1 protein-coding gene is annotated in these 4,107 nt (G+C 68.3%); it reads right to left on the bottom strand.

Going from position 1 to position 4,107, the window contains the following annotated elements:
• On the bottom strand, nucleotides 1-4,048 hold a 4,048-nt coding region (locus tag ACFVUT_RS37520), incomplete at its 3' end, for a type I polyketide synthase (protein ID WP_389661220.1).
• Nucleotides 4,049-4,107 lie beyond the last annotated feature (59 nt).

Raw genomic sequence — 4,107 nt, forward strand, 5'->3', positions numbered from 1 at the left:
CCGCCAACACCACACCCCGCACCCCATGCACCGCACGCGAACCCACCAACGAACCCGCCACATCACCAACCACCACATCACCAACCACCTGGCCCACCCACCACTCAGCCAACCGACCCGCCTGACCCCGCAACCCATCCCAACCCCGACCCGACACCACCACCGGCACCACACCAACCGGCTCATCAACAGCCAGCGGCAGCTCTACCGGCTCGGCCTGTTCGAGGATGACGTGCGCGTTCGTACCACTGATCCCGAACGACGACACACCAGCCCGACGCGGCCGTCCCCGATCCGGCCAGTCCTGGTTGGCAGTCAGCAGCTCAACAGCACCCTCGGACCAGTCCACATGCGACGACGGCGCATCCACATGCAACGACGCCGGCAACACACCATGCCGCATCGCCATCACCATCTTGATCACACCAGCCACACCAGCAGCAGCCTGCGTATGACCGATATTCGACTTCACCGACCCCAACCACAACGGAACCCCCTCACCCCGCCCCTGCCCATACGTCGCCAGCAACGCCTGCGCCTCAATCGGATCACCCAACCGCGTACCAGTCCCATGCCCCTCGACCACATCCACCTCATCGGCACCAATGCCGGCGCTGCTCAACGCCTGACGAATCACCCGCTGCTGCGACGGACCATTCGGCGCCGACAACCCATTACTCGCACCATCCTGATTCACCGCACTACCACGCACCACCGCCAACACCCGATGACCGAGCCGCCGCGCATCCGACAACCGCTCCACCAACAACAACCCAACACCCTCACCCCAACCCGTCCCATCAGCCGCCTCCGCAAACGGCTTGCAACGACCATCCGACGACAAACCCCGCTGCCGACTGAACTCCACAAACACGGTCGGCGTCGACAGGACGGTCATCCCTCCGGCCAGGGCCAGCGAGCACTCACCGTTGCGCAGCGCCTGTACCGCGAGGTGCAGCGCCACCAACGACGAAGAACACGCCGTATCGATACTGACCGCAGGACCCTCGAACCCGAACGCGTACGAGACCCGGCCCGACATCACACTGCCCGCGCTGCCCGTCAGGACATAGCCCTCCACACCGGTGTTGCTCCCGGTCAGGCCCGGCCCGTAATCCTGAAAGGTGGCGCCGACGAACACGCCCGTGTCCGTCCCGCGAAGGCTGGTCGGGTCGATACCGGCGTCCTCCAGCACCTCCCACGACGTCTCCAGCAGCAACCGCTGCTGCGGATCCATCGCCAACGCCTCACGCGGCGAAATACCGAAGAACCCCGCATCAAAACCCGCCACATCCTCCAGGAAGCCACCCTCCCGCGCATACGACGTACCCGACCGATCAGGGTCCGGGTCGTACAGACCCTCCACGTCCCAACCACGATCGGCAGGGAACTCGCCCACCGCGTCCACACCCGACTCCACCAGCCGCCACAGATCCTCGGCCGACGCCACACCACCCGGGTACCGGCATCCCATCCCCACGATCACAATCGGATCGTCACCGCTCCGCGCGCGGACCGCAGGAACCAGCGGGCGAGTCGACTCCCGTTCTCCGAGCAGTTGGCCGCGCAGGAAGCTTACGACGGCATCAGGTGTCGGATGGTCGAAGACCAGCGTCGCGGGCAGCCGCTCCCCGGTGGCGGAGGCCACACGGTTCCGGAACTCGATCGCGGTAAGCGAGTCGACACCGAGTTCCTTGAACGGACGATCGGCCTCGATCGACTCGGGGCCCTGATAGCCGAGCACTGTGGCGGTGTTCCGCCGGACCAGGTCAAGCAGCAGGTCGTTGCGACCCGCTTCGTCCAAAGCGGACAGCCGCTGAGCCAGGCCCGAGCCGACGCCGTCGGTCGCCGCGGTGCCGCGGTGGGTCGTCAGGCGGAGCAGGCCGTGCAGGACGACCGGGAGCAGCCCGGCGTTGTACTGCGCTTTGAGGGCTGCGACATCCACCGCCGCCGGCACGGGCACAGCCTGTCCGCTCGCCAGCGCCGCGTCGAAGAGCTCCAGCGCCCTGCTGGTGGGCATGGGCCTGATGCCGCCACGGACGAGCCGGTCCTCGGCGGCCTGGCCCAGGTGCGCGGTCATCGCGCCGGACTGTTCCCAATAGCCCCAGGCCAGCGACGTTCCGGGCAGCCCTTGTGCGCGCCGTTGCAGGGCGAGGGCATCCAGGAAGGCGTTGGCAGCCGTGTAATTGGCCTGCCCCGCGCCGCCGGCTGTCCCGCCCAGCGCGGAGAACATCACGAACGCATCCAGGTCCATGTCACGGGTGAACTCGTGCAGGTTCCAGGCCGTGTCCACCTTGGAGGACAACACACGATCCACCTGCTCGGCGGTCATCGCGGAGACCGCGGCATCATCCAGAACGCCGGCGGCATGCACCACCGCCGACAACTCCCCGACCTGAGCCACGAGCCGGGCGAGGGCGTCCCGGTCGGCGACGTCACACGCGACCACCTCGACTTCGGAACCGGCCTCAGCCAGCCGGGCCGCCAGCTCGGTCGCTCCGTCCGCCTGCCGGCCTTGCCGCGACACCAGCACCAGACGCCGGGCCCCGGCCTTGGCCAGATGCTGGGCCACAGCCGATCCGGCCATCCCCGTACCGCCCGTGACAAGCACCGATCCGCGCCAGCTCGGCACGGGTCCGCCCGCGGCCTCACCGGTGACGCGGCGCAGCCTCGGAACCCACATCTGTCCTGTACGAATCGCCACCTGGGAATGTCCCGTAGCAGGCAGAACCGGCAGCGTTTCCAGCGATGCCGGGTCGTCGTCGACATCCACGAGCACCACGCGGCCGGGGTGTTCGGCCTGCACACTGCGGATCAGACCCCAGACCGCCGCCCCCGCCAGGTCACCGGGCTCCGCGTCGGCATCGGCTGCCACAGCGCCCCGGGTCAGCACGACGAGTGTCTCTCCGGCCGGTTCGGCCGTGAGCCACCGCTGAACCGCGCCCAACACTTCGCCGACGAGGTCGTGCACGTCCGCGACCACGTCGTCGTCGCCGGACGTGGCGACCACGCAGACCCTTCGGTCGTCCTCCGACGTCCCGTACGTCTGCTTCACCTGCTCGACCAGACCGACGTCGTCGGTCAGGCCCAGCACCGACCATCCGGATACGCGCTCGGCGCCGTCGATTCCAGAGGCGGCGACCCAGTCGAGGCGGAAGAGGTCCCGCCCGATGTCGTTCGCCTGCGGTGGCTCAACCGGCCGGGCGATGACACGTCTGACGGCGAAGACCTCAGCCCCGGCAGGGTCGACGCCGACGACCGTCGCCGAACCATCGTCGGCAGGATGGGCCCGCACCCGAATGGCGCGCGCGCCGAGCGCCGAAACCCGTACGCCGGCGAACTCCGCGGGAGCGACATCGTCGTCTGCCGCCAAGGCTGCCCGCAGTACCTCGTCCATCAGCGCCGGATGAACCAGGAACCCGTCCACCGACAACTCGTCAGGCAGAGCGATCTCCACCTGATCCGCCTGGGGCCCGCCCTGCTCCGCCCATTCCGCGTCCGGACCTTCGGGGATCAGACGGCCGCGCCCGTGGCACCGCCACGCGGCATCCTCGTCGTCTCCGGCACGGGAGTAGATCCCGAACCCGCGCGCCTCGCCCGGGTCGCCCGCGTCGACCGTGACCTGGATTTGTACGGTGTCTTTGGTCGGGAGCCATAGTGGTATTTCGGTGGTCAGCCGGTCCAGGACCGCACACCCCACCTGATCCCCCGCATACAGTGCCAGATCCACCCACGCACTGGACGGCACCAGCACCCGTCCGGCCACCTCATGACCCGCAAGCCAAGGATGCGCTGCCACCGAAAGCCGCCCGGTCAGTACCAGACCCCCGGTCTCAGCCACACTCACCTCAGCACCGAGCATCGAATGCGACACACCACGCTGCCCCAACGCCGCCACATCACGCACCCCACCCCCAACCGGCTCCAGCCAGTAGCGCTGGTGCTGGAAGGCATACGTCGGCAGCCCGACCGGACAGCTCTGCGGCAGGCACACCCCCCAGTCCACGTCCAACCCCTGCACAAACCCCTCAGCCACACTGGTCAGCATCCGCCGGTAACTGTCATCACCCCGGCGCAACGACACGAGACCGGCTATGGACACGTCGT

This window comes from Streptomyces sp. NPDC058051, from assembly GCF_042885475.1.
Lineage (GTDB): Bacteria > Actinomycetota > Actinomycetes > Streptomycetales > Streptomycetaceae > Streptomyces.